Annotated in this window: 19 protein-coding genes; 8 read left to right on the top strand and 11 right to left on the bottom strand. The window is 50.7% G+C overall.

The features are described from left to right. Nucleotides 1-11 precede the first annotated feature (11 nt). Entirely contained in the window at nt 12-761 is a 750-nt protein-coding gene (locus tag IKQ95_00280; GenBank protein ID MBR4195136.1) for a PTS glucose transporter subunit IIA, read from the top strand. Between the two features lie 57 nt (nt 762-818). Here the strand turns inward: IKQ95_00280 and recA are convergent, their stop codons facing one another. The 8 genes from recA to IKQ95_00240 all read right to left on the bottom strand — a co-directional run bounded on the left by recA (nt 819) and on the right by IKQ95_00240 (nt 9909). Further along, nucleotides 819-1991, bottom strand: coding sequence for a recombinase RecA (gene recA / locus IKQ95_00275; GenBank protein MBR4195135.1), 1173 nt, complete (start codon nt 1989-1991; stop codon nt 819-821). 67 nt (nt 1992-2058) lie between these two features. Further along, entirely contained in the window at nt 2059-3270 is a 1212-nt protein-coding gene (locus tag IKQ95_00270) for a nicotinamide-nucleotide amidohydrolase family protein (protein MBR4195134.1), read from the bottom strand. 60 nt (nt 3271-3330) lie between these two features. Continuing rightward, nucleotides 3331-4692, bottom strand: coding sequence for a hypothetical protein (locus tag IKQ95_00265; protein MBR4195133.1), 1362 nt, complete (start codon nt 4690-4692; stop codon nt 3331-3333). Then, on the bottom strand, nt 4692-5045 hold the full coding sequence (locus IKQ95_00260) for a hypothetical protein (GenBank protein ID MBR4195132.1): 354 nt from the start codon (nt 5043-5045) through the stop codon (nt 4692-4694). The genes IKQ95_00265 and IKQ95_00260 overlap by 1 nt, the downstream gene beginning before the upstream one ends. A gap of 136 nt (nt 5046-5181) precedes the next feature. Continuing rightward, nucleotides 5182-5655, bottom strand: coding sequence for a phosphatidylglycerophosphatase A (locus IKQ95_00255; protein MBR4195131.1), 474 nt, complete (start codon nt 5653-5655; stop codon nt 5182-5184). Between the two features lie 4 nt (nt 5656-5659). Then, the gene (locus tag IKQ95_00250) at nt 5660-6835 is read right to left on the bottom strand and encodes a phosphotransferase (protein ID MBR4195130.1); all 1176 of its coding nucleotides are present in this window, start codon (nt 6833-6835) and stop codon (nt 5660-5662) included. Beyond that, on the bottom strand, nt 6836-8122 hold the full coding sequence (gene rimO, locus IKQ95_00245; GenBank protein ID MBR4195129.1) for a 30S ribosomal protein S12 methylthiotransferase RimO: 1287 nt from the start codon (nt 8120-8122) through the stop codon (nt 6836-6838). Further along, nucleotides 8119-9909, bottom strand: coding sequence for a restriction endonuclease (locus IKQ95_00240; GenBank protein ID MBR4195128.1), 1791 nt, complete (start codon nt 9907-9909; stop codon nt 8119-8121). Before IKQ95_00240 ends, rimO begins: the two co-directional genes overlap by 4 nt. Nucleotides 9910-9983: 74 nt before the next feature. Between IKQ95_00240 and IKQ95_00235 the strand changes: the two genes are divergently transcribed. The 7 genes from IKQ95_00235 to secF all read left to right on the top strand — a co-directional run bounded on the left by IKQ95_00235 (nt 9984) and on the right by secF (nt 17832). Further along, a complete protein-coding gene (locus tag IKQ95_00235; protein ID MBR4195127.1) occupies nt 9984-10925 on the top strand; it encodes a polysaccharide deacetylase family protein in 942 nt (313 codons plus the stop codon). A gap of 62 nt (nt 10926-10987) precedes the next feature. Beyond that, nucleotides 10988-12982 (top strand): FAD-dependent oxidoreductase, encoded by a 1995-nt coding sequence (locus IKQ95_00230; protein ID MBR4195126.1) that lies wholly within the window; start codon nt 10988-10990, stop codon nt 12980-12982. A gap of 478 nt (nt 12983-13460) precedes the next feature. Continuing rightward, nucleotides 13461-14753 (top strand): phosphopyruvate hydratase, encoded by a 1293-nt coding sequence (gene eno, locus IKQ95_00225; GenBank protein ID MBR4195125.1) that lies wholly within the window; start codon nt 13461-13463, stop codon nt 14751-14753. Nucleotides 14754-14762: 9 nt separating this feature from the next. Further along, nucleotides 14763-15185 carry a RidA family protein gene (locus IKQ95_00220; GenBank protein ID MBR4195124.1) on the top strand — a complete coding sequence of 141 codons (423 nt, stop codon included), beginning with the start codon at nt 14763-14765 and terminating at the stop codon, nt 15183-15185. A 135-nt stretch (nt 15186-15320) separates the two neighbouring features. Beyond that, complete coding sequence (gene yajC / locus IKQ95_00215; GenBank protein ID MBR4195123.1) at nt 15321-15593, top strand: preprotein translocase subunit YajC; 273 nt, start codon at nt 15321-15323, stop codon at nt 15591-15593. Further along, nucleotides 15593-16981: a protein translocase subunit SecD gene (secD, locus tag IKQ95_00210; protein MBR4195122.1), complete on the top strand. Its 1389-nt coding sequence runs from the start codon at nt 15593-15595 to the stop codon at nt 16979-16981. The genes yajC and secD overlap by 1 nt, the downstream gene beginning before the upstream one ends. Then, nucleotides 16978-17832, top strand: a complete 855-nt coding sequence (gene secF, locus IKQ95_00205; GenBank protein MBR4195121.1) for a protein translocase subunit SecF — start codon at nt 16978-16980, stop codon at nt 17830-17832. The genes secD and secF overlap by 4 nt, the downstream gene beginning before the upstream one ends. Nucleotides 17833-17892: 60 nt before the next feature. On the opposite strand, the gene IKQ95_00200 is transcribed toward secF, so the two are convergent. The 3 genes from IKQ95_00200 to IKQ95_00190 are packed head-to-tail and all read right to left on the bottom strand — an operon-like array spanning nt 17893 to nt 20818. Beyond that, the gene (locus IKQ95_00200; GenBank protein ID MBR4195120.1) at nt 17893-18810 is read right to left on the bottom strand and encodes a cyclic nucleotide-binding domain-containing protein; all 918 of its coding nucleotides are present in this window, start codon (nt 18808-18810) and stop codon (nt 17893-17895) included. After that, nucleotides 18810-19208: an ATP-binding protein gene (locus IKQ95_00195; GenBank protein MBR4195119.1), complete on the bottom strand. Its 399-nt coding sequence runs from the start codon at nt 19206-19208 to the stop codon at nt 18810-18812. Before IKQ95_00195 ends, IKQ95_00200 begins: the two co-directional genes overlap by 1 nt. Then, complete coding sequence (locus tag IKQ95_00190) at nt 19205-20818, bottom strand: SpoIIE family protein phosphatase (protein ID MBR4195118.1); 1614 nt, start codon at nt 20816-20818, stop codon at nt 19205-19207. The genes IKQ95_00195 and IKQ95_00190 overlap by 4 nt, the downstream gene beginning before the upstream one ends. Between the last annotated feature and the right edge of the window lie 3 nt (nt 20819-20821).

The raw sequence follows: 20821 nt of genomic DNA, 5'->3' as shown, positions 1-20821 counted from the left end.
CATAAATCGTCTTGAGTTTTGACCCCTACGAGCATGGCATCGAGCAAGTCGTTGCTAATCTTGAGTTTTTCCTGTCTAGCTTCTTCCATTATGCTTACCTCCTGTGTATTTTCCTCTTACACAGTTCATTGTACAGTCTCGCCGCGCTCGGCTATACGATGATGAATCTTGCCCACGCTGTAATAGGCGGAGTCGTGATTGCGTTTGTTGGCGCGTGGGTTGCGTGTAACGTCCTCTATGATATTTGGGCGAAAAAAGGAAAGATTCCCGATGAGGAATTACACGGGCCGGAAGTGATTCCATCTGTGCCGGATAATGTGATTGTCGCGCTTGCTAATGGAAAATTTATCGGGCCTGACGAAATGAAAGACGCAATGTTTTCACAGCAGACAATGGGACAGACTGTAGCAATTGAGCCTTCAGACGGCGTAATCTGCGCTCCCGTCAACGGAACTATAGAGATGATTTTCCCGACGGCTCACGCTTTCGGAATGAGAATGCCGGACGGAACCGGGCTATTGATTCACATTGGAGTCGACACAGTGAACTTGAAGGGGCAGGGCTTCACCTTGCTGAAGAAGGAAGGCGATGACGTTAAAGCGGGAGAGCCTGTTGTGCGCGTTGATTTGGACGTTCTGAAAAATGCGGGCTATTCTCCTCAAACAATGATAGTCATCACTGAGCCTGTAGAGGAAGGAAAGCTAATCGAGTTCGCCGAGTTCGGGAAGGACGTGAAACGCGGGGAAGCTCTCAGCAAGTAACGTGTGAAAAAAAAATCGGCCTCCCGTTTGAGTTTTGCGGGAGGTCTTTTTGTGCGCTTATTCGTTTTCGGAGTCTGACTCTCCGTCAGCAATGTCAAGAATAGCATCATCGCCTTCAGCGGCGGGGTCTTCTGGGGATTTCTTTTCCTCAGCCATCGCCGCGTCATCGTCATCTGTACGCATGACTTCTCCGGCCTCTGGAATGAATCCGATTCCCTCTCCGGCTTTGAGCATTATGCCCTTCATTATTTCGTCCTGCAGCGCGGGATTCTCAGCGAGGAATTTTGCTACGGCTTCCTTTCCCTGTCCGAGTGTCTCGCCCTTGTACGTAACCCATGACCCTTTGCGGCCTATTACCCCGTAATCTATAGCCATGTCGACAACAGCAACACCGACAGGAATCCCCTTCCCGTAAATCAGACTCGCATGTGCTGTCCTGAAAGGGGGGGCAAGTTTGTTCTTGACGACCTTCAAATATAGCTCATGGCCAATAGTAACATCACTTTTTTCGAGCTTCTTTCCTCTGCGGACTTCAAGACGGACTGAGGCATAAAATTTCAGTGCGCGCCCTCCTGTAGTTGTCTCTGTCGGCCCCTGCCCGTAGCCTGTCGATATTAACGCTCTGAGCTGGTTTATGAATATCACAATGCAGTTAGTTTTCGCGATTATCGAGGCAAGCCGCCGGAGTGAGTACGACATTAACCGCGCCTGAAGTCCCATCTGGCTCTCGCCTATTCTGCCGTCAATCTCAGCCTGCGGAGTGAGTGCCGCGACAGAGTCCACAACAACAACATCAACCGCACCGGTTCTGACCATCTGATCCAGAATGTAGAGTGCCTGCTCTCCGCTGTCGGGCTGGGCAAGGTACAAATTTTCGATGTCAACGCCTAGAGTTTTCGCGAGTCTTGGGTCAAGCGCGTGTTCCGCGTCAATGAACGCCGCAATCCCTCCCGCTTTCTGAGCCTCTGCAACCGCGCACAATGCTATAGTAGTTTTTCCCGAACCTTCAGGGCCGAATATCTCCACGATTCTGCCTTTAGGGTAGCCGCCGATGCCTAACGCTACATCGAGAGGAAGCACCCCGCTTGATATGACCTCAACGGATTTTTTTGCGGTGTCTCCGAGTTTCATTATCGCGCCGTCTCCGAACTTGCCGCGAATGTCGCCGATTGCGTCCTCAAGCACCTGCTCGCGGGTTGACTGGCCTGTCTTCTTTGCTGCTTTCGCCAGGATAATCACTCCTTTGATTTTCTTGTGTGAGATTTTGCCGGATAAGTATACAGCATTTTGACGCGGATTATTTTCGGATTTCCTTCCACAGTTCAGAAAGCGCAAAACGTACCGCCCTCATCCTTACTTCCTCACGTTTTCCCGGCAGGTGTCTCATCTCAGAGCGAGTCCCGTTACCCCCGGCCACGCCAAAATACACAGTCCCTACAGGCTTGGAGTCTGTCCCTCCGTCAGGCCCGGCGATTCCCGTGATGCTCACCGCGTAATCTGCTCCGTAAATCCTCCGCGCCCCCTCTGCCATCTCACACGCGCATTCACCGCTGACTGCCCCGAATTTCGCGAGGGTCTCAGCTTTCACACACAAAATTTCGCACTTTGACTCGTTGCTGTATGTTACCGCTGACCCGTAAAACACATCAGAGCTTCCGGCAATCTCCGTTAATGCTCCTCCCACAAGCCCGCCCGTACACGACTCAGCGCAGGCAATGTGAACGCCCTTTTTCCGCGCCTCAATCAATACACCGTCAGCAAGAGAACGAGACCCTTCCGGCAGAACGAGTCCCTCAAATTTTGAGCGGGTGAAAGTTTCAGCCCATGCTACTGTGTCAGGCTCACCGCGTATAATCAGCTCGACTTGAGGGAACGCAGGCAATATTGATACGTGAAGCCCAGTATGATTTATGACTTCCGGGATTTTTCCTGCTATCATCATTTCGGGAGTGTCAAGAATTATCACTGAGGCCGTGCGCTTTTCGTCATGCGTGAAAATTTCGGGAAGTTCCTGCCGAATCATCGCTTCATACTCAAACGGGACTCCCGGCAAGGCTATAACCTTTGTGCCGTCCCGCGTAAACTTCATGCCCAGCGCGAATCCGGCGGGGTTGTAGACTGTCTCGGCTGACTCTGGGATCATGGCCTGCGGGTCTCTCACGCTCTCGGTGTATGCGTAACGCCGTGAATCTCCCTTCACGCGGGCTAATACACGGTCATACGCTGAGTCGTCTGCTTTGAGTCCGCAATGTAAATATTTTGCGACTGCCTGCCGTGTCTTGTCGTCATGAGTCGGCCCTAGTCCCCCGGAAATTATGAGGATGTCAGTTTTCCCGGCCCAGCGCGACAGAAGGGAAATGATCTCGTCTTCCTCGTCCGAAATTATTTCTATGCGCTTAACTTCTATCCCTTTTTCGTGAAACTTCCCGGCCATGAAGTGAGCGTTTCTCTCAAGCCTCGCACCGCTCAATAACTCATCGCCTATTGCCGCTAATACCGCGCTTTTCATTGTCTCAATTCCTTTTTTGTTGGGATTGAAGGATTCTAGCACATGGGGCTGTGAGTTTTGCTATATGGGCAGAAGTTCTGCGTCATGTTCGAGTTTATCGAGTTCGTTCACTGTATTTTCGAGACGTGCTAATTCTTTACGCTCAAGACTCTTCCACAGCATGAAATGTTTATCCAGCAATGCCCATTTCAGAGCGTGAAATCCATTCCAGATTAACCCCATCCACGCAGCATAATTTACATCAAGTATATTGTGCGTTACGTAAATTTTTCCGGCGTTAAACGCGCATAATACCCCGTATGAAGCTGCCATCATGATACGGAATTTCTTATGCAATTTCCCCGGCAATGTCTGAGATAATGCCTGCCAGAAATTTTTACCTTCAATGCTCACTCCCTTAATCACCCATAAGGCACGCAAAAGAATCTCCATTATTGCCACTGGTACAGATGAGACTGTGAATTGCCTCATGTCATAGCCGCTGAGGTACATATACTCAATGTTTGACCCGACACTTTCACCATTGATATTTACCCCTCGTAGCATTGACAGTAATCCCATGAACGGAGCAGGAAGTCCCATTCCCCTGTTGCCTGATGCTGACGGGGCGTTAATGTCTGACGCAAGATGACCGAATATTCTCCCTACAGCGTAAAATATATTTTCCCCAAAATCATTGGGCTGTAGAGATTTATACGTTGTAATTTTTCCGTTGTCTATGATTGTGCAGGAATTATTCATCATGTCATAGACTCCAAAGAAAAAGCCGAGTATGGGGTCATGTGATAGTTCCTTCAAGCGGTGATTATAGGGGCTTAACTTGCCGGAAAATGATGAGAGTCTTCCCTTCATGCTTGTATCAGCTGAACCAATCCTGAAACTTTCACTCAGTTTATGACTCAAATCGGGGGGCAATATTCTGTTGAAGGCTTCCTGAACAGCACGGTTAAATATGCCGTCAAGAGGTGTGTTGAAATTCGTTGCTGTAGATCTTACGGGGGATTTCACGCACAAAATATCAAGCATTCCCGCGACAAGTCCGCAAGTGCCTGCAATCGCATAATCCCATCCATCAAGAGAATACTCCCTGTTGAACTCCTCAATATGTCGGGCGATTCGTGCGTTCACTTCTTCTTTGTCTTCGCGTGTGAGAATGTCATTTAGTGTTACGTTATGCTGTATGCTCTGTTCTGCCTCGCGTGAAATTTCGGTGAATGATTTTCTTTCGAGCGGTATTGCTTTGCGCGGAATATTTCTCTCATGCTCTAAGGCTGATTGATATTCTCCCTCATCAAATGCATCAAGGGACATCAAAGACCTCTTCAAGTCCTCGATGCCCCTGTCAATTTCATCATGTATAGCTTCAGTTTCTCCGGCCATGTTCTGAATATGTTTCACGGCCTTGATTTGTTTGCTGAACATTAAATCTGGCTTCTTTTCGTTTTCAGTTTCTCAACAAGTGAAGTCAACGCTCCTAATTCTTCTCGGAAATGTTCTGCGTTATCCTTGAGTCGTTCCTGTATAGCGTAGAGTTTCTCGATTGCAACGTTCAGAGCGGACAGCATACGAGCTTTTTTGCGTTTCTTTGCGAGAGCATAACCGCCCCACCCCACCAGCGCAAGGGGAGCAGCAGCAAGAACTCCAAGAACTCCGACTCCCGCAGCCATTCCCCCGGCGAGTATTCCTCCGGCATAACCTATCCCCACTAAGTCGGGTGCGTCATTTTTGAGTTCCGTCATGATTCTTTCGATTTCATTTCCTACTTGTGCGTCCATGAAAACCCGCCTCCTATAATGATTTTCGGATATTTTACAACAGAGGAGGGGTGATCTGTCAAACAAAAAAACACCCTCTCCCCAAAAGAAAGGGTGCTAACTGGTCAGATTATATCACGAAATTTTTAGGGCAGTACTAATTTATGAGCGCATAAATCCATCCCGCATGGTAAAAATATGCGTTGAAGCCCTGAAGTATTACGTTTCCGAGAATGCCGCCGAGAATGTCATCCGCCATTATTCCCCAGCCCCCCGGAAGTTTCTCCATCGCGCAGACCGGCCAGGGCTTGAGAATGTCTATCAGCCGGAAAAGGAAAAAGCCCGGTATGATGAAGCCCTGCGGAAGTGCGTATATAGTCAGCCACATTCCGGGAAGCTCATCGATATTCAGGAAGCTCGGATCTTTCTTGTTGAAGTATGTCTCTGATTTCCCCGTAACGTAGACTCCTATTGCTGAGACTGCGATTATTGCCCACAAAGGAACGTCAGCAAAAACTCTCACGGCGCAGGCAAACGCAGAACTGACAGTGCCGGGCATACCTGACGGAATGAAGCCCAGCCCGAAAACGCTCGCAATCCATACATACCACGGATAATTTTTCATGCTCATAATATCAAATCCCTTCTATCGGCTTGAGGCTGTCAAAAACTTTCGGTATCCTCTCAATGAAAGGAGACATTCCCATTTTTACCCGTGCAAAATTAGGCTCATTAACGCGCCTTGCCATAGACGTAACCGCCCGTATCACGGAATAATCCCCGAAAGCCCGCGTGTATTCCTGAAGTTTAGCGTCATCATCTGTCCCGAAATACCCCCGCAGGACTCCGTTCCAGAATCCCATAGCCATGTCATCAGGGAGTCCGATTATGTCCGTCAAAGATATTCCTGCGCGTTTCATCATGGGCGCAACGTCAACCGCTAGGAAATACAGCGAGGCAAAATCAACCGCAGGGTAACCCAGCGCGGACTCGGCAATGTCAATCAGCATTAACTCATCGCCCTGAAGCATAATATTTTTCGGGTGATAGTCGTTGTGTATGAACGTGTTGCGGACTGGTATGCGGTCAAAAATCGCGTTGAGCATATCCCGTTCAGCGAGGGAAATTGCTTCATGCTCGTAGATAGTTTCAGCAGCATTCCGCCAAATTTCTACAGCGTCAGGGAAAGTCCCCGGCTCAAATTCAGCGCGGTGAATCTCACGCAGGACTCTTCCGGCCTTCTCGCTGAGTTCGTCAAGCCGTGAGGGATTCTTTCTGACTGCCTCCGCTAACGTCTCAGCCCCGGCCATTTCGTAGACAGCTCCGTAATATTCGCCCGCCCTCACAACATCGTATGTTATCGCCGTGGGAATGCCGCGTATGAATGCCTCACGCGCTGACTTCTGCCCGGCCTCGATTGCGTCAAGCGTTGTCGGAAATTTGCTGAACACTTTTGCGACTGTATCAGAGTCAAGCCTGTAGACTACGGAAAAATGTCCCTCGCCTATCACGGGACAGCCTTCAACGGAAATTTCGCGGAGCTTTTTGCGGACGCTGAACAGCTCGGTGAAGCCGGTAACCTCGAAAATGTTATAGACATCATCGGAGGCATTAATCACGCTGAGTTTCACGCCGAAAAGTTTGCGGAACTTCAGAAGAGTACGGAGGCCCGCGCTTGATATGTAGCTGAGATTCTGAGCGTCAAAAATGGGAGTCTCACCCGGAAATTTCGCGAGCTGTGAAGAAATTTCTTTCTCAGCGATTCCGGCGTTTTCCGCGTCAATCCTTCCCGATAAATTTATCGTAAGCATTTATATCACCTTCCCGAATAAATCATTATCCGCGCAGTCGTGAATTTCCGCACGGATAATATCTCCTGCCTTAACGCCCCTCACGCCCTCAGCGCAAACGAGTCCGTCAACTTCCGGCGCATCGCGGTATGACCTTCCCCAGATTTCGCCCGACTCAGTGTCGATTTCCTCAATCATCACATCAAGTTTTTGCCCTATGAATAATTCCCCGCGCTCCTGTGAGATTTCCGCCTGAAGATTCATTAGCCTGTTATAACGGGACTCAGCGGTCTTCTTTGGGACTCTTCCGGGAAAACTCGCGGCCTTTGTGCCTTCTTCAGGGGAATATATGAACGCTCCGAGTCGGTCAAACTCAATCTCGCTCACAAAGTCCATCAGTCCGCCAAAACTTTCAGCCGTCTCACCGGGGAAGCCCGTCATTATTGTTGTGCGGAGGGAAAATAACGGATCAAGCTCGCGTATATACGTGAAAATCCTGTGCATGTGTCCTTCAGGGCATGGCCGATTCATGAGGGATAATATTCGCGGGTCTGAGTGCTGAATGGGTATGTCGAGATAGTGTAATACTTTGTCCTGTGTCATGAGGAAATCAATTAATGCCTCGCTGACTCTGTTAGGGTGAAGGTACAGTAACCGTATCCATGTCCCCGCCGGAACAGCGTCATTCAGGGCGCGTATTAGTGTCTGCAAGTTAGTCCCGTAAGCAAAATCCTGCCCGTAAACCGTCAAATCCTGCCCGACAAGGCAAAGTTCCCTAGCACCTGCCGCGCACATAATTACAGCCTCATCAACAACGCGCTCCAACGGTACACTGCGTAACCTTCCGCGTATCATCGGTATAGCGCAGTATGAACACAAAGTATTGCAGCCCTCGGAGATTTTCAGGTAACGGGAGTAATAATTCTTGCTGACAGGCACGGGGGGACAGTTCGATTCTGCCCGGCCTCCGAGAAATTCAGCAATCTTGCTCCACTCTTCAGAGCGGGCGAAAAAGTCAACAGTTCCGGAAAATTCCTGCCGTAATTCTTTCTCGTAGCGGTTGACGAGACACCCAGCCACAATGAGAGTCTTAATCTTTCCGTCATTCTTGAGGGCTTCAAGGTCTAATATCGCGTCAATGTTTTCCTTCACAGCGTCTTGAATGAATCCGCATGTGTTGATGACCGCGCACTCTGAGGAATCAATGTCATCTGTTACGGAATGGCCGCAAGATTCTAGGACGGCCTTCAGGTGTTCGGAGTCGGCGGTGTTTTTCGCACAGCCCATAGTGAGCAGATATATTCTCATTCGTATTCGCTGAATGACTCCGCGTCAATGGCTTTAATCTCGTAGACTTTCTCGATATTCACGCAGAAATTGTTAGCTATCATGAGATTCGCGAGGCGGTTACCGTCAATGAGCATGAGTCTTTCGTCATTGGCCAGGATTTTGGCGTTCTCGGAGAAATTAGCGGTTGTGGCAAAAATTCCCTTCCCGCCCTTGTCTGAAAGCTCGTCAATAAATTCCTGAATGTCGGCTTTCCCTACAGTCCTTCCAGGTGAGAGCTTGCGGGCCTGTATGTAGATGTTCGCGCCGGTCTTGTTGTCGAGGATTACGCCGTGAATGAGGTCGCTTCCGGCTGACTCTGTGGTGTAGCGTGCTGTCTGGAAGGCGAAATATCCCATTTTCGACAGCAGGTCAATCACAAGCATCTCGAAACGGTCTGACGGGAGTCCGGCTACTTTCATGAGGAGGCTTTCTGCAAGCTCGGAATTGTGGCGGGCTATAACGTCGTCAATGCTGTCTGATGACATGGCCGCGGCAATTAGTCCGGGGTCATACGGGGATTCTTCCGGCTCAGGCTCCGGGGCTGGTGCTGTCTCTGTTTCAGTGAGGGCAATATCATCGTGTGCTTCTTCTGGTACTGGTGATAATAAATCTTCTGGCATTGTGTCAGTCTGCACTTCTTCCGTGTCTAAAATTTCTTCCGGCTCATCAGGCATAATGTCCGGGGTATGTTCTTCTGTTTCTTGGGACTGTTCCGGCCATGTCTCAATATTCGCTTCAGGTTCGGGCGTATCGATAACGGGCGAATCTTCCGGGACTGTATCAGGTTCAACGGGGGGCAATTCCTCCGGGACTGTATCAGGTTCAACAGCAGGTAAATCTTCCGGGACTGTATCAGGTTCAACAGCAGGCGAATCTTCCGGGAGTGTGTCAGGGTCAACGGCAGGCAATTCCTCCGGGAGTGTATCAGCGTCAACAGCGGGCAATTCCTCCCTGAGTGTATCAGCGTCAACAGCGGGCAATTCTTCCGGGAGTGTGTCAGGGTCAACGGCAGGCAATTCTTCCGGGAGTGTCTCAGGCTCAACAGCAGGCGAATCCTCCGGGAGTGTGTCAGGGTCAACAGGGGGCAATTCCTCCGGGACTGTCTCAGCGTCAACAGCAGGTAAATCCTCCGGGAGTGTGTCAGGGTCAACAGGGGGCAATTCCTCCGGGAGTGTGTCAGGGTCAACAGCAGGCAATTCTTCCGGGAGTGTATCAGGGTCAACGGCGGGCGAATCCTCCGGGAGTGTATCAGGGTCAACGGCGGGTAATTCTTCCGGGAGTGTATCAGCGTCAACAGCAGGCAATTCTTCCGGGGCTGTGTCAGCGTCAACAGCGGGCATAATCTCCGTATCGGTGTCAAGAACAGGCAGCGGCAAATCTCCGGGCATATCAGGCGCATTAACAGAAGACGGCATAATTTCAGGGGCTTCAACAGCCTTTGTTATTGGCTTTTTCCTGTGCGCTTTCAGATATTCATCGGTGATAATTCCGGGGTTGTCTTCAAGAATTTCTCTTCCGGCATTCGTTATCATGTAGGTGCTTCCTGAAGGGTTATAGATATATTTATGTCTCTTTAGGTCTGATATTGCCTCGTTGATTCCGCTCCTGAGTATACTTTTGTCGCTCGATGAAAGGTCGTTAAGATTTATGCTGAAATACTCCGCAATAAGCTCAAGGATTTCACCGATTACGAAAGACCGGGGAGCCTCCCCCCTGAACGCCTCAAGCAATGGCTTCCTTATTTCCTGAGCACCGGGCATTGGCATAATGTCTTCACCTCGTGTAAATTATTATGGATTGTGATTGAGAATGATTATACTTCAAAGGAGGCATTCCCGAAATGAAGAGAGCGTTAATATTATTGTCCCTGTGCCTGATGACTGTAACAGCTTCAGCAAATGATGACTGGAGAATCACAAGTGCCGATTTCCGCCGGGCAGTTCCGAACAACAGCAACCCCCCCGAAAGATTATCGCCCATGCACGAATTATCACAGCTGAGTCATGACGAGGGAGTCATACGCCGCGTGAGACTCCCTGAAGGCGTGAAGGCTGTTGCGATTACGTTCGACATGTGCGAGCTTGACACGTCAACAGCAGGGTGCGACATGGCCGCATTGGGCTTCCTGCGCGAGAAAGGAATCCCCGCGACTCTCTTCATGGGCGGAAAATGGATGAGGACTCATTCCCGGCGTGTGAAAGAAATCATGAAGGAGGGAAAATTATTCGAGATAGGCAATCACAACTGGAGTCACGGAAACTGCGCGTTATTGTCGGAGGAAGGCTTGAAGGCTCAAATTCTTTGGACTCAGGCTCAGTACGAATTACTGCGCGAGGAGTCCGGCGTTGATGATATTCCCGTTGTGCCGACACTCTTCAGGCTTCCCTACGGCAGGAATAATCAACGGGCATTGAAGGTAATCGCGGGGCTTGGCCTCCGTGTGATTCAATGGGATGTAGCCGCCGAGTCAGGCGACAATTCCGACATGAGGCGGGCAAAACGTAACGCGAAAAAAGTCGCGGCCATGACAAAGCCGGGGAGCATTCTCCTTTTTCACGCGAACTTAGTCCCTAAAGGAACGGTGAATTTATTGCGCGAGACCGTGAATATTCTTGAGGCTGACGGCTATACGTTCGTGAAAGCGGGCGAACTGCTAACGATGGGAGAGCCTGAGACGGTGAGAGACGGATATTTTTCCCGGCCGGGGGACGATTACGCGCTTGACAAGAAATTTGGCACTGACGGCACCGGGAGAAAGAGCCGCTTTACCGGGAAGCCGTGAGATATTATTCTTGCGTTTCTGATAAAATCCATGGCGTAAATCACAAACAGGAGGACAATTTCATGAAGCGATTAACCTTTCTCATTCTGATATTCTCGCTCACTCTTTCACCGGCAAACGCGCTTGACCTCAAAGACAACTACGACATAATCATAGCCGGAGCAGGCACGGGAGGAATCTCCGCGGCAATTCAGGCGGCCTCAATGGGAACCGATGTTCTTGTAGTTGAGCCGTCCGGGATGTTAGGCGGGCAGGCGATAGCGGCGGGAGTCTCGAACATGGATGACCTTTCAGCACAGCAGAGCGGAATTTACGCCGACTTCATTTCACGCGTTGAGGAATATTATTCGGCTCGCGGAAAATCCATCGGAACAAGCTACTGGGATCCGAGAAATTTAGCCTTTGAGCCTCACATAGGGCGCAGAATACTTCAGGAAATGGCACGCGGCGAGGACGCTCCCGACATCATATATAACTCCGAAATTGTCGCAGTCGGAAAAGAGCAGGTTATCTCCGTCAGCGGAAACGACCTCAGCGGGCTTCCCCGTGTCAACAGCGCAATCATCAGAACGCCGCAGGGCATGAAGAATATCACCTGCAAGATTATCATTGACGCGACAGAATACGGCGACATTCTTCCCCTCGCAGGCGCAGACTACAGAGCGGGAAATTCCATCACACCCGCCATAAATCCCCGCGCTATGATTCAGGACATCACATGGACAGCCGTAATCCGAAAATACCCCGGCGGAGTCCCGGATCATCTCAGGCCGAAATCACCCCTTCCCGGCTACGACGCGGCCAGAGTCAACTACGAGAATTACGTAACAAAAGACGGCTTCACGTTCAAAGGGCAATATCCCGTAAAGCTCCCTGTGGATTTCATAACTCACAATGTTTACAGGGGGCTTCCTGACTCATTCGCGCCCGGAAATTTTGACGCTAACCCGGTGAACTGGCCGAACATCACAAAATGCTCGGTCAACTGGGGCAATGATTTCCCCGGTCAGCAGAAACTCGGCGAATTTTACGGCCTCCCGGTCTCATATCTTGAGGACAGAAATTTGCGCTCACGACTCGAACGCGACGCATTAATCAAGACATTACACTTCATTTACTACATTCAGAACGAACTGGGCGAGTCATGGTCAGTTGACGAGAACGAATACGGCGAACTTCAAGAGGCCGCAAAGTCTCTCCCGGAGGAGTGGCAGGTTATAGCGCGTCATCTTCCTCCTGTGCCTTACGTCAGGGAGTCCCGCAGGGGAGTCGCTGAGAATACGCTGACTTCACGCGAGCTTTTCGAGAACTCATTAAGCTACAAGGACGGCGGGAATAATCACGAGTTTCAAGACGCAATAGCAATCGGCTGCTATCATCTCGATCTTCATCACACAGACATTGACGCGGACATGGAGTCAGACTTGGGCGAAAAGCAGATACACATCGAACAGCACAGGCCGCACGGAAATTTTCAGGTGCCTATGAATATTTTGATTTCGCGGAATGTTGACGGGCTTATTTTCGCGGAGAAAAATTTATCGATGTCCCGGCTTGTTTCGGGTGCTTTGAGGCTTCAGCCTATTACCATGATGACGGGACAGGCGGCGGGAGCATTGGCGGCAGTTGCTGTGAAGAAGAACATACAGCCCCGCAGCGTGAAGGCCATTCATGTACAGTCCGCGCTTCTGAAGTCGGGCGTGAATCTCTCGCTGTGCATGTATTCTGACGTTCAGCCGGGAAGCAGGCACTACGCTGATATTCAGCTCGCTAACCTTTACAGGCTGCTTTCCCCGAAAGGTTATCCCGATATGGTGTCGTATGATGTCGGCTATGACATAACATTTTCACTCGATAATCCCGAAGTCGCAAAAAGAATCTCAGAGGGAAAAGACAAAGGGCGGTTCGGTGCCGATGACATTATGACGGCTGACGACAGAGCGAATATCACGGCGCGTGTGAAGGAATTGACCGGGGAAGATTTCGCGCTCCCTGAAGGCGATATTACGAGGGGGGACGCTGTTGGCCTTGCGGTGAAGGCTCTCGAAAAGATGTAGCAGTCAGAAAAAATTGCGGTCAGAGGGTAAAATTCTCCGGCCGCAAAAATTTTCCCGTCATGTTATTTCTTGCGTATGTGCAAATATTTCGTCCAGTCAAAATAGGAATCTGACACTATGATTCCTTCAGGCAAGTCTGGCTGACTCCCGTCCCATTTGTAGACCCTGAAGCAGAAAACGACATCAGCCCGCTTTGACGACAGATCTTGTCGTATTGAGCTGGGTTAGTATTCCTACATTGAGGACTCCGGCAAATGAAACGCCCGCTGAAAATATAACGGTCAGCAAAGCCGGCAAAAACTTTCTCATGAAATCACGCTACTGAAATGTTATTGATGATACAGACTCGCCCGCATGGAATATGCACTAGGGACAGGCAAATTATATATCAGCCCCGTGAAAAACCGTTTTCATTTTTTCGGTTGCCAATTATAATTAGCGCATAATCAAAAACTTTTCACAGGAGGAAGATTTTTTCATGGCATCAATTATCGGTATTCATGGCCGCGAGATTCTTGACTCAAGAGGAAATCCCACAGTAGAAGTTGACGTTTACCTTGAAGACGGCTCAATGGGACGCGCCGCGGTTCCTTCGGGAGCATCAACGGGAGTCCACGAGGCATTAGAGCTTCGCGACAAGGAAGCCCGCTACAACGGCAAAGGCGTACAGCACGCAGTAGAGAACGTGAACGAGAAAATCGCCCCCGAAATTCTCGGAATGGACGCAGACGATCAGGGAGCATTAGACCGCGCAATGATCGCTCTTGACGGCACAGAGGGGAAATCAAAGCTCGGCGCAAATGCAATTCTCGGCGTGTCAATGGCAAACGCCCGGGCCGCGGCTGAGTCTCACGGCCTGCCGCTGTATTCATGGCTCGGCGGAATCGGCGGAGGTCTTCTCCCGACTCCTATGATGAACGTCATCAACGGAGGCGCACACGCTGACTCAACTGTCGACTTCCAGGAGTTTATGATTGTCCCTCACAACGCGGAGTCATTCGCTGAGGCTCTCAGGATGGGCGCGGAAGTCTATCACGCTCTCAAAGGCTGCACAAAGGCGCGGGGATATTCGACAGGTGTCGGCGATGAGGGCGGATTCGCTCCCAACCTCAAAGACAACCGGGAAGCACTTGACCTTCTCATGGAGGCCGTGAACAAAGCCGGATACAGGCCGGGCGATGATGTGAGCTTTGCGCTTGACGTAGCATCGTCAGAATTTTTCGTGCCGGAGAAAAACAAGTACGTTTTCAGCAAGAGCGGCGGAGCTGAGTACACTTCCGGCGAGCTTGTGAAAATGTATGAGGATCTCACGAGCAATTACCCGGTAATCTCGATTGAGGACGGCTGCGCTGAAGATGACTGGGAGGGCTGGGCGGCTCTGACAGCTTCACTCGGCAAGAAAATTCAGCTTGTCGGCGATGATTTGTTCGTAACAAACCCGAAAATCCTCGCAAAGGGAATCGCTGAGGGCGTAGCAAATGCAGTACTCGTGAAGCTGAATCAGATAGGCACAGTGAGCGAGACTCTTCAGGTTATCCGCATGGCAGGCGAGGCAGGTTACGCGGCTGTTGTGTCTCATCGTTCGGGTGAGACGGCTGACACGTTCATTGCTGATTTGGCGGTTGCGACTCGCGCAGGACAGATTAAGACGGGAAGCGTTGCACGCACCGACAGAATCGCGAAATACAATCAGCTTCTCAGGATTGAGGAAGACCTCGGAGACACCGCGAAATATGCCCGCCTCGACAGATATTCGCCCATGTGGAAGTAGGGTATCATCATGGCATTTGTAGACCCCGACTCAATTCTCGAACAGGTAGTATTACGGCGCAAAATTTCAACCGACAAAGCCCCCGCGGCAATCGGCCCATACTCGCAGGCAATTCAGGCCGGAGAATTTCTCTACGTCTCAGGGCAGATCCCCGTTGACCCGTCAACAGGCGAAATCCCCGGGACAGTCTCACTTCAGGCGAGACGCTCGCTCGAAAACCTGAAGGCAATTGTTGAGGCGGCCGGGTACAGGCTCACGGACGTTGTGAAGACTACTGTATTTGCGGCGGACATCGCAGACTTTGCGGAAGTCAATGCTGTCTACGCTGAGTATTTCCCGAACAATGCCCCGGCGCGGTCATTCGTTGCGGTGAAGGATTTGCCCAAGGGCGTGAAAATTGAGATTGAAGCAGTAGCGTGGCACAGGAAATAATTTTTTGGAGGTAATTTTATCGACATGGCAGAATCAACAACAGCAGTAAACCCCTGCGGAGGCAGTGCGCCTTCAACAGGCGGGGGGGCTGGCGGTGCAGAAGGAGGAGCAGCGCAGCAGGGCGGATTGATGGGTATGTTATTCCCGCTCGCAATATTCGTGCTGATATTCTACTTCTTCATTATCCGGCCTCAGAAGAAACGCGACAAGCAGCAGAAAAACATGATAGACAGCATAGCCCGCGGAGATCAGATAATCACAATCGGCGGCTTCTACGGGACTGTTCGTGAAGTTCGTGATGACTCGTTCCAGATTGAGATAGCCGAGGGAGTCCGCGTAACAATCCTGAAATCAGCCGTACAGGGCAAACGCGCAGTCAGCACAGCGAAAACGGAGGCAGCCTCTTAATGAACCGCACCGACAGATTACGCCTCTGGCTTGTGCTGATTGTAGTTGCGGGGGCGGCATGTTTCGCGTACTTCAGCCGGGACGGGCTTAACTTGGGACTCGACCTGCGGGGGGGCGCGCACATTGTCCTACAGGCAAAAGGAACACCCGAAAATCCCCTCGGCGATGACAGCATAGACAGATTACTTGCCGTATTGAGGAATCGTATTGACCAGTACGGAGTCGCAGAGCCTATCATACAGAAATCAGGAAGCGACCGCATAATAGTTGACCTTCCCGGAATACAGGATCCCGCCGCGGCACTTGAGCTTATCGGACGCACGGCACAAATGGATTTCCGCGAGGTCATAGACTCAACGGGGACTCCTCCTCCCGCACCGATTAGGAGCAATTACGACAGTGATATTCAGTTCGTTCAGGCTCAGGAGAGATGGCAGAAGGCAATAGACCAGTTAAGCACAGCAAGTGCAGATTTTCAGGCAAGAGTGAATGACGTACCCGGCTCAATCGTAGCACCTGCTGAGGAAGCCGGAAGATATTACCTTCTCGGCCCTGTGCTTTTGTCGGGAAAAGATTTAGTGAATGCCCAAGTCAACCCGGACAGCCTCGGCCGTCTCGGAGTGTCGATTGAGTTCAACAGCGAGGGCGCAAAACTCTTTGAGGACGCAACCGCCAAACTTGTCGGCAAACAGCTCGCCATTGTGCTTGATGACGTTGTAATCTCCGCTCCCGTTGTGCAGGACAGAATCGCCGGGGGAAATGCTCAGATTACCGGGCGTTTCAGCTCTGAGGAGGCCGGAAGACTCGCGATAATGCTGAAGGCAGGTGCGCTCCCTGTGGCTGTCGAGATTGCCGAGAACAGGTCAGTAGGGCCGAGCCTGGGAGCTGACAGCGTGAGGCAGGGACTTGAAGCGGGCTTGTTCGGTGCGGGAATGGTGCTTGTGTTCATGCTGATATACTACCAGTTCCGGGGACTCGCCGCAGATTTCGCGCTTGCTGTTACGGTGCTGTTAATTTTCGCGGGATTGATTGCGTTCAATGCGACTCTGACATTGCCGGGCATCGCGGGAATCATTCTGACATTGGGAATGGCTGTTGACGGAAATGTGCTGATATATGAGCGCGTGAAGGAAGAGCAGAAGACGGGCAAAACTCCTATGGCGGCTCTTGACGCAGGATTCCGCAAAGCACTTGTTACGATTCTTGACTCCAACATCACGACACTGATTGCGGCGCTGGTGCTGTTTTATTTCGGGTCAGGCTCTGTGCGCGGATTTGGCGTAACGCTGTCGGTTGGACTTGTGGCGAGCGTTTTCGCTAACATTGTCGTAACGCGGGCTATATTGCAGTTGTTCGTAAAGCGCGGAAAGGAGATCGTGAGGAAATGAGAAATATTGACTTCATGAAGCACCGCAAATTTGCCCTCACTGTCAGCCTTGTGCTTGTTATCGCCAGTCTCGTATTACTCTTCACAAAGGGACTCAATCTCGGAATCGATTTCACGGGGGGCAACGTAATTCAGACAGAGTTCGACACGCGCCCGGATATTGCCGAGGTTCGCAATGTCATTTCGTCAATCGTGGCAAAAGGTGCGATGATTCAGAATTTCGGCGAGAAGGGAATCATCATCCGCACGAACGAGGACACAGAAGAGAGCCGCGAGTCTGTCGTTAAGGCTTTGACCGCAAAATATCCCGACATGAAGGTTACAGGCTTTGAGAAAGTCGGCCCCGTTGTCGGAGGAGAATTGCGCCGTCAGGCTGTCATAGGCGTAACAATTGCGCTTGCCGCCATACTGATATACATTACGCTGCGTTTCCAGTTCCGTTTTGCTGTGGTCAGCGTTGTGCCTCTCGTGCATGATGTGATTATCGCGCTGGGATTCTTCAGCGTTACCCAAATGGAAATAGGCTCGTCATTCATTGCGGCGATACTTACGATTGTGGGATACTCGCTGAACAACACGATCATAATTCTTGACCGAGTGCGCGAAAACTGGGGGACATTATCCCGCGAGGGCATCGTGAACCTCGTCAACAAGTCGCTGAATCAGACATTGGCGCGTACAATCAACACGACACTTACGACACTATTCCCGGTCATCGCTCTTTGCGTCTGGGGCGGGCCGGTGTTAATGGCGTTCAGCTACGCTATGTTAGTCGGAATGATTGCAGGCACGTGGAGTTCTATGATGGTTGCAACGGGGCTTCTCTGTGAATGGCAGGGAAGGAAGAAATAACTTAACGGACAAAATTTTTCCCCCTTGTCAGAAACGGCAGGGGGGATTTTTTGTTGTTTGTTACTCTTTGGGATGTAATTCACCGTTCAGCATGTCGATATTGACCTTCATCATCTTCATCATGGCCGACATATTCCGCATGATGTTGACGGAGTTAGCCGCGTTCATCTGTATGAAGCCCTCGAAATCATCGCGGCTTATCTTCAGCAGGAGCATATCACTGTAGGCCGTAACGGTGTAAATTCCGGGGCTGTCAGTCAGCAGGGAATATTCGCCGAAAGTTTTTCCCTCATTGAGACTCCCAAGCAGATATTCTTCATCCGTATCGTGATTGATGTCGCACACCGCCCGCCCTGAAATTATCTTGTACATCTCGCTGTTAGTCTCACCCTCGCGGAGTATAACGCTGTCGGCTGAAACTTGGACGAATTTCGCCCCGCCTATGACAGTCCGCTTCATTTCCTCGCGCTTTAGGCTCTCTATATTTTTCTCTGTCAGGAATTTTCCGAGATGTATTATTGTCGCACGGTCATACATTCCGGCAGCTCTAAGCCCGGTGAGATTCACTAATGAAAATATCAGCAGTATGTTCCTGTCCCTGAATACTGAGTCAACAGCCCTCGCAAAAACTTTCATGACTACGGGGAATTTCGCCGCGAAAAGGTCAGCACTGTCAACAACAATCACAATACGCTGATTTTTCCCGGCAATGTATTTAAGCACGTCTTCCCAGTACTGGAACGCAGGATGACTCATGTCCCCGAAATGACGCAGGACAATCCCCGAAAAGTGCGTGAGGTTGGCTTTTCCGTCCCCGAAAACAGGAGAGTATATTATGGCGTTCTTGTCCCGGCAAAATTCCTCAATGAGAGTCGTTTTACCGACTCCCCTCGCCCCGTAAACAGCGAAAATTTTGCAGCCGTCCGCCGAATATGCTTCCTCTAGCTGTGATAATTCAATGTCGCGCCCGATAAACATCAAGCCTCAATCCTTTTCCGCATGGTGAAAATATTGCACCCGTCCCGGCAGTCGTAGCTAACGCTGTCCATTGTCTTTTTGACGATAAATATACCCAATCCGCCTATGTCGCGTTCCTCTGCGGGCAATGTTATATCGGGGTCAGGCTTTTCGAGCGGGTTATATGGCCGCCCGTTGTCGGTGAATGTGATCTCGGCCATGCCATCGGATTTGCTGACGGTGATTGTAGCCTTCTCCGAGCCGGAATAGTGCGCGATGTTCACGAAAATTTCCTCTGCGGCAACGTTGATTTGAGTCATTGTCTTCATCGGGCATTCATGCTCTTCAAGAAATGCGTCAATGAAATCAATCACTTCATCAAGTTTCGCAACGCTGGCCTCTGTGGTAAGTTCCTTCAAATGTTTTCTCCCCTTCCGTAATATTTCAGCGCGAGCATTGTTATATCATCAAACTGCGGTGCGTCTCCGGTGAAATCGTCAACAGACTTCTTCAGAGTCCGCAAAATATCTTCAGCCGTCATTCCCTCAGTATGATTCAGCGCGTCAATCATTCTTTCAGTGCCGTAAAGCTCCCCGCTAATGTTCGTGGCCTCGGCGACTCCGTCCGTGTAAATGTAAAGAATATCGCCGGGATTGAGCGTAAATTCCGAGCCTCTGAACCTGAGTCCCTCCATCGTAGCGACTGCCGGACTCTGTTTCGTCCTGAAGAGTGTATAGCCTTCATTCGGGCGGTAGATTGCGGGGTATTCATGGCCGGCATTGGAGGCAGTAACATGACCCGTTGAGATGTCGAGAATCCCAAGCCACACCGTAACGAATAATTCGGCCTCGTTCCTTTCGCAAAGCTGGCTGTTCACGTCCGCGAGAATTTCAGAGGGAGTCCCGCCCATTTGCGCCCGTGTCCTGATTAACGCTTTCGATATTGCCATGAACAAAGCCGCCGGGATTCCCTTCCCTGACACGTCAGCCATAACAAGCGCGATGTGATTCCCGTCAATCATGAAGAAGTCGTAGAAATCTCCGCCGACCTCCTTTGCGGGAGTCATTGTCGCGAAAATCTCAAACTCTTTTTTCTGCGGAAACTCACGCGGGAGCATACTCAATTGAATCTGCGCGGCTATATTGAGTTCGGCTTTGATTTGTTCCTTCTCCTTTGTGATTTGGGTTATGCTGTCTATGTAGGTGAGAACCTGCGACTCCATAGCGTCAACAGTCCGCGCTAACTTCCCGATTTCGTTCTGTGATGTTATGTCATGTCCGAGAGGGGACTCCGGCTCTGTATGCTCGCCCGCGAATCTCACAGCCTCCGCCGCAATTTTCCTCAGCGGGACAATCAGCGCACGCCCAAGGTACACCCCGTAAACCACGAGAATGAATCCGAGAATGACAGCCGCCCCGAATGCTACATGCCTGACGTAGGATTTTCGGTAAAAGTTCAGCCGCTCCATCTGACGCTGTACGCATAGAATCCAGTCGACAGTCCCGGATTTCCCTGTCTTCACGGGAATCATTACGGTGATGTGATGCCCTGTCTCACTGTCGCCCTTGTCGCGGAAAATTGTTGCCTTCTGCTTTCCGTTCTCGCAGATTTCTCTGTAGGCTTGGCGGTATTCGTCATTCGTTGTCTTGCGAACGTAGCCGCTTGGGTAACGCTCGTAATTCGCGGAGCTGTTCATTATGCTGAGGAAAAACTCTATGTGATTGTAGTCTGTCTTGTCCGGGCGTATAAGGTAAATGAATGTAGCGTCCTGAGTGTTTGCGAGGCGTTCCCATTCGTCATTGAGCATTCTGAAGCGCATACTGTAATCAGCCCCGGCGGACTCTCCCGTAAAAAGCTCAGGGGGAATCATTGTCGCGGCTGTCCGGGCGGTGTTGTAGGCGCAATCCTCGTACTGTGTCGACACTGACAGCGTGAACTGAGTGTAGCCCGTTACGCACACGAAAACCGCAAGAAGCGCGATTACGCAGACGAATACGGCTACAATCTGTACGGCAATATTATTCCTCATCAT

It is taken from the genome of Synergistaceae bacterium (assembly GCA_017540085.1).
Taxonomy (GTDB): Bacteria; Synergistota; Synergistia; order Synergistales; family Aminobacteriaceae; genus JAFUXM01.
The sequence above is the reverse complement of the archived record's forward strand: the minus strand, read 5'-3'. Positions and strand labels throughout refer to the sequence as shown.